10 protein-coding genes and 1 tRNA gene are annotated in these 5,282 nt (G+C 58.3%); 8 read left to right on the top strand and 3 right to left on the bottom strand.

Translation table 11 applies throughout. The features are described 5' to 3' along the window. Nucleotides 1-662 precede the first annotated feature (662 nt). Genes EN780_RS26890 through EN780_RS26870 form a run of 5 tightly spaced genes read left to right on the top strand, consistent with a single transcriptional unit; the run spans nt 663 to nt 2,022 of the window. Complete coding sequence (locus EN780_RS26890) at nt 663-1,010, top strand: hypothetical protein (RefSeq protein ID WP_128275803.1); 348 nt, start codon at nt 663-665, stop codon at nt 1,008-1,010. Beyond that, entirely contained in the window at nt 1,007-1,210 is a 204-nt protein-coding gene (locus EN780_RS26885) for a hypothetical protein (protein ID WP_127421785.1), read from the top strand. The genes EN780_RS26890 and EN780_RS26885 overlap by 4 nt, the downstream gene beginning before the upstream one ends. Before the next feature lie 10 nt (nt 1,211-1,220). Then, entirely contained in the window at nt 1,221-1,604 is a 384-nt protein-coding gene (locus tag EN780_RS26880; RefSeq protein ID WP_127312068.1) for a hypothetical protein, read from the top strand. A 2-nt stretch (nt 1,605-1,606) separates the two neighbouring features. Beyond that, nucleotides 1,607-1,810 (top strand): hypothetical protein, encoded by a 204-nt coding sequence (locus EN780_RS26875; protein ID WP_127421784.1) that lies wholly within the window; start codon nt 1,607-1,609, stop codon nt 1,808-1,810. A 32-nt stretch (nt 1,811-1,842) separates the two neighbouring features. Continuing rightward, the gene (locus EN780_RS26870; protein ID WP_128275802.1) at nt 1,843-2,022 is read left to right on the top strand and encodes a hypothetical protein; all 180 of its coding nucleotides are present in this window, start codon (nt 1,843-1,845) and stop codon (nt 2,020-2,022) included. Nucleotides 2,023-2,281: 259 nt separating this feature from the next. Here the strand turns inward: EN780_RS26870 and EN780_RS38980 are convergent, their stop codons facing one another. Both EN780_RS38980 and EN780_RS26865 read right to left on the bottom strand, forming a co-directional pair. Beyond that, nucleotides 2,282-2,422, bottom strand: coding sequence for a hypothetical protein (locus EN780_RS38980; protein WP_187331304.1), 141 nt, complete (start codon nt 2,420-2,422; stop codon nt 2,282-2,284). Between the two features lie 172 nt (nt 2,423-2,594). Beyond that, nucleotides 2,595-3,206, bottom strand: coding sequence for a hypothetical protein (locus EN780_RS26865; RefSeq protein ID WP_128275801.1), 612 nt, complete (start codon nt 3,204-3,206; stop codon nt 2,595-2,597). A gap of 409 nt (nt 3,207-3,615) precedes the next feature. Between EN780_RS26865 and EN780_RS26855 the strand changes: the two genes are divergently transcribed. Together EN780_RS26855 and EN780_RS26850 are read left to right on the top strand one after the other, a co-directional pair. Continuing rightward, nucleotides 3,616-4,248, top strand: a complete 633-nt coding sequence (locus EN780_RS26855; RefSeq protein ID WP_128275800.1) for a hypothetical protein — start codon at nt 3,616-3,618, stop codon at nt 4,246-4,248. After that, nucleotides 4,245-4,517: a hypothetical protein gene (locus tag EN780_RS26850; RefSeq protein WP_128275799.1), complete on the top strand. Its 273-nt coding sequence runs from the start codon at nt 4,245-4,247 to the stop codon at nt 4,515-4,517. The genes EN780_RS26855 and EN780_RS26850 overlap by 4 nt, the downstream gene beginning before the upstream one ends. Nucleotides 4,518-4,692: 175 nt before the next feature. On the opposite strand, the gene EN780_RS26845 is transcribed toward EN780_RS26850, so the two are convergent. Further along, nucleotides 4,693-4,768: transfer RNA gene (locus tag EN780_RS26845), tRNA-Thr, on the bottom strand. Between the two features lie 157 nt (nt 4,769-4,925). On the opposite strand from EN780_RS26845, the gene EN780_RS38975 reads away from it, so the two are divergent. Beyond that, the gene (locus EN780_RS38975) at nt 4,926-5,096 is read left to right on the top strand and encodes a hypothetical protein (RefSeq protein ID WP_189556760.1); all 171 of its coding nucleotides are present in this window, start codon (nt 4,926-4,928) and stop codon (nt 5,094-5,096) included. Nucleotides 5,097-5,282 lie beyond the last annotated feature (186 nt).

The following is a 5,282-nucleotide window of genomic DNA, read 5'->3' as shown; positions in this document are numbered from 1 at the left end:
CTCATAGGGGGACGTTTGTCGGCGGCCGCAATTATAGGCCGACATAACGGGATATAGAATAGGCTTCGATCATCGGGGGATGCAGCACCAGGCGGACAAGCCGAAACTGCGGTGACGGCCTAAGCCAAGCGGCGCTTAGAAACGGCCTGCAATAGTTCCCCTTCGTCCGTGAGCCCGTTCCGGAAAACGCTCACGATGTCCGCTGCGAGGTCTTCCCTCTGTTCCTTGTCTTGTTGTGCTAAGCGGAGTTCGACGCACAACTGGTCAAACACGCGCTGGAGCAAGTCCAAGTCAGCGGGTTCGAATACTCCGCTGTAATGCGATAACGGCATAACGGCAGCCCTCAAATTGCCGTCCCTTACCCTATTATTCTGCCACCAACTACGACCAACCTCAAGGCGTCCAGCAGATCCAAAAGGCCCGCCGCCAAGGAGTTAGCGGCGGGCAGTTCAGGGTTACCGCAGATGGAGGGGATAATCTCCTGCGACTGCTACCAATGAACTGGCGGGCCGTTGTTTCCTGTGCTCAGACCTATGCGTGCGGCCATGGGACCTCAGTCGCCAATTGGGACGTGAGGCGAGCTCGAGTTCACCTTCCCCAAAGGCATACCTTGCGGGCTGCCTAGACAGGGCGCACTGTAACGGGGCTTCGACACCTCCTCGATGTCGGTGCATGGCCCGGCCCGCGAAATCCTGTGTCACCTCGATAAAGCGAGCCGGGCTGTGGGTGTCTTCCCCGGTGACTTCCCGCCCGGTTCAACAGCGCCTCAGGCCGCGAGTATCCAGAAGCTCGGCAATATCGGAAATCAGTTCGCGAGCCCTGGCCAGTTCCGCTTCCGCCTGCTTCCGGACACGGTCATTTTCCTCGCGAAGCTTTTGCGCCCGTTTCATGGCAGCCGCGCTGATATCGAGGGAAGTCCAAGTGTCCATGCCGACCAACTCCAGGAGCGAGCAAATGTTCCGTTTGGGCCGCGGAACCTAAAGACCATCAGCCGCCTTGTCTCAGCATGAGCACCGAGACCAAGGTGGAAAGGGGAGAACGGCACGTTCGCGAAGGCAGGGCACGCATTGCTCGCCAGCGCAAACTCATCGATGAGATGACGCTCGGCGGCCACCGGACCGAGATGGCCCGAGGTCTATTGCAAGACTTCGAGGCGGTGCAAGGCGAACTTGAAATGCACCTGGACTTCCTACTCACATTCAACCGATGAGTGTTCGACATTGCGCGTCTTGCGCATCGGAGCCCCGCTCACAAAGTCTCAATTTGAATTTCAAAAATTTGGCTCCTATTTTGGGCCGGTGACCGAAGCGCCTATGAATGCAGGGGTGCAAGCGATGGCTACGCTGTTCGGAAACCGGATGCGCTATCTCAAGGCTCTCCGGATCGTTGCCGCGACAGAGCGTTCAATAGGGCGCTCCGCTTCACGGATGGCATCATGCTACAGCTTGCTCGAGATGTCTGAATCGCAGTTGCAGAAACCAGTACGGACCATGTTTGAAACGTCCGCCGTCCCGAAAGGTGAAAGCGGCCCGGCGGCGCTATTGCCGCCGAAGCCAGGCAAGCGCGGTCCCTATAACAAGCGCGAGAAATCTGATATCGCTTAGCGATGAAGGAAACCGTTCTGGCGATGCTGGAGCAGCATGTGCTTTTGGGCGAGCGACATATTGCGCGCCAGCGGGAGATTGTTGCCGACTTCCACCATAAGGGCTTCAGGGTAGACTTAGCCGAAGACCTTTTGACCCTGTTCGAGCAGATGCAGCTTCTGCACGTCGCTCACCGGGATCGGCTTTTGAATTCAACGCAAGGCTAGGCGAGGTCTTTGAGTCCCGGTAGCATGAGGGAATGAAGCGCAGCACGATCTATGCCGTCTATCACCCACCAGCGAACGGCCTGCCGTACCTGGCTGTAGTCATCGCACCCGATGGAACGGCTACCGCCCGTCCATTCGATACGGAGCAAGAGGCCGCAGCGTTCAACAAGCAAATGGCAGCGGCAGGACATCCCGGCAAGGCTAACCATTGAAGCATACCCAGCCGTAGGGGAATGGCTGCAGGCCCTGTAGCGTTACCTCTGGAGGTTAAAAAGCCCCAGCGCTGATGCAGGCCGATTCTGGGCGAGCGCGGGTTTAGTCAAGAGATTGCTAATATATGCGAACGGCCTGGGAACAAACGATCGCCACCCTCGTTGAAAGGGCTGGCCGGATGCCCTTGTGTTCCAATCCCCTCTTCCGGCTAGCCTTGAAGCCAAGCCCGCTGCTGTCCCCTCGGCAGCGGGTTTCTCTTTAGTGCAACAGCATGTAGGCGCCCATGCCGGCCATCAGCAGGCAGGCAGCCATGCCGATCATGTCGCGCTGCCGGTAGCGCCAGATCGCGCCGGCAAGCATTGAGGCCGTGATGGCGGCGATGTAGAGCTTGACTACCATTCTTCGAGTGTCGGATCTTCCCGGCTTGGAGCGGAATTGGTAGGCGAGGCCATCTCAGCCGGCATCAGCCTAATCGTAACTCCATTGATCGTTACGTCTGCGATGTAGCCGGCTGCCTTGGCGCCCTTGCAAATGGGTGTGATCTGGCGCTGACTGATGGCAAGAGGCTTTTTCATGATTGCTCAGCCTGGAGCGCACGGAACGCCTTGTGGCCCGCATCGGTAAGGATCAAGGACTCGAAGCTGTTGGCATGTTTGGGATGGGCGGTCGTTTCCAGAAAGCCGCGAGCCTTGAGGCGCTCTGCCGTATCGTCCCCGCAGTTCTTAATCTTAATCCAGTGAACTGCGATGTTCGGGCCATAAGAGCTTAGCTGCTTTAGGGCATTTCGCTCCCGTTTCCCGAGCGGAGTGCCTGGGATCGAGGCTTTCCATTTTTCCTCGGCGGCCTTCTGCAACTCCATCATTTCCCTTTGGCCCATGGTAAGCGGATCGAATCCCAGCCGATCGTAGTAGTCTTGGAGCGGGTCTCCTTTGCGCCCCGATCCTGAAGGATAGCCGCCAGGCCCCGTTGCGGATTTGCTGCGGTTCCGATCGCCATCCCAACTTTCTAACTCGGCATCCAATTCATAATCGGATGCCCTTCCAGCGGGCTTCGTAGGTTGCCCCTCCGGCACCAGCCGAACCACCACGCCGTTGATAATGATCTCCGCGACAAAGCCAGCCCGCGCGGCGCCTTTGCAGATGGCCGTGATCTGTCTCTGGGTGATGGCGATTGGTTTGCTCATAGTCGCGATATGGCAGGCCCACTGCCAGAGGAGCAATTCGACTCATTCAGCACTTCGGCCGAAGCCTAACGCCGGGACTGCCATGGTTCAGGAATTCTATTCCGGCCGATTCCAAGGCTCGCTGGACAGATTGAACATTCTGGGCTCTCCCGGCAATCGCTGAAGGCCCCGCCGCCTCCATACTTCTTATCGTGTTTACGTGAACTCCGGCGGCGGATGCGGCCTCCTGCTGCTCCATGCCAACGAGTGCGCGAGCTGCCTTCAGTTGATTACCGGTAGTGAGCATTACTGTCCCTTCAATTGGCTAATTGTGTACCACACACAGAAACGAGTTGACAACCGATAAATACAGATTAGGGTTAACCACGCACAGATTGCTGTGTATAAAACACAAATCGGAGAATAGCAAATGCCGAACACCCCTGTTCGGGCTGCCGCCGAAGGCGTGCCCAATGTCAACCGCCGGAGCGCACTTGCCGCAAGCGGCGTTGGACTCGTCGCGGCGCTGCTGGGGGCCGCCCCCAGCAAGGCCGCACCAGCCCCCGTTGCTTCCAGGATGGCTGCGCTCGAAGCCTCCTTCTATCTCGAATGGAACAAGCTTCGGGCTTTGGAGCCTGAACACGGTGTGGCTGAGCGCCGGTACTTTGATGAACGCGCCAAACTGGTGAAGCCGATGAAGCGCGAGGATACTCCCGCCGAGGTGGAAGCCGCCCAGAAGATGACAATTGGCGAAATGGCAGAATGGTCGCGCCGGCCTAACAACGCGCGCTTCGAATTCGATGAGGCCATTCGGGCTTACAACAAGGGCGAATGGGCTATCCGGCGCCGGACCGGCTTCACGAAGATCGACCGGGCCTATAACCGCCAGATCGACCGCGCTTCGACCGCCGCCAATCGGGTTATTCGTTGCCCCGCATCCACTTTCGAAGACCTTGCCGCGAAGGCAAGGGTGCACAAAGTGTGGGAATTCGACGAGGGCGATATCGAGTACATCATGGCCGATATTACGCGAATCGCTCGCGGGGAGGGGGTAAAGCGATGAACGTGCGCGCAACCCCCACGGAATCGCCAGCTCGGCGGCGCCGGATCGAGCGAACGGTTGAGACGCTGATTGCGATGCTGGACGATGGCGAACCCGATCTGGAGGCAACCGGCGATGAGGAACCCTATTTGGCGGGCTGGTCAGGAGACAACGACGACCGCGAAGACGACGACGAGCGTGAGCCCCAACCCGATTGCGAAACAGTTTGCTGGTCGCTCGATACCGATATCCCGCAAGAGGGGCCGAACTGGCACCGCAACGGCTGGTGACGGTATCTGAGACAAAGGCCAAGCCCGCCTATCCCTGGCGGCTTGGCCTTTTCTCAGTTGGGACCGGCAGTTTTGGCACTTTCCACAGCTTCGCAAAAGGTGGATACCGGAATGGACAGCCCAAACCGTGCGAGAGGCTAACGCCTTGGAAATGCTTCAACAAATCGCGATTCGCTGGTGCCCCCGGACGGGATCGAACCGCCGACCTTCGGTTTACAAAACCGCTGCTCTACCAGCTGAGCTACAAGGGCATGGCGCTCCGGTAGCATATTCCGTGCGCCAGTAAAGACAAAACTCCGTTCGCGGCGGCTATTGGACCCTGCGAGGGTGGCCGGGTGGCATGCTGAAAATGGCCGGCCGGCTTCCTATATCCTGGAGAGATGCAATTACCTGGTCGAGGGTTTTCGCATGATCCGGCTCATCATCATCTTCCCGCTTGTCGTGGTGGCCTGGCTTCTCGTGATCAAGCTCGTCAGCGATCTGAAGAAGGCCAGCATCGACTGGACCGGCGTCACCACCATCATCGGCTTCATCGCGCTCGCCTTCTGGCTCCGCCACATCACCGGCCTGGGCGGTTGACCTCCAAAGAGATCTGCAGGTCGATGACAGAGGCTGTCGGCGGGCACCGTCGACTTTGACGGACGCAAAGTCCACGCGCCGAACGGACTATTTTCCGCCGTTCGAAAAAATTTCAAAAAACTTCGAACCTTTTTCCAAGCCGCGACGACTGATGATCAAGAGGCGGATGTCGCCTCTCCATGAAAC

This window comes from Mesorhizobium sp. M4B.F.Ca.ET.089.01.1.1 (assembly GCF_004022605.1).
GTDB classification, from domain to species: domain Bacteria; phylum Pseudomonadota; class Alphaproteobacteria; order Rhizobiales; family Rhizobiaceae; genus Mesorhizobium; species Mesorhizobium abyssinicae.
This window is presented reverse-complemented; position numbering and strand designations above follow the sequence as displayed.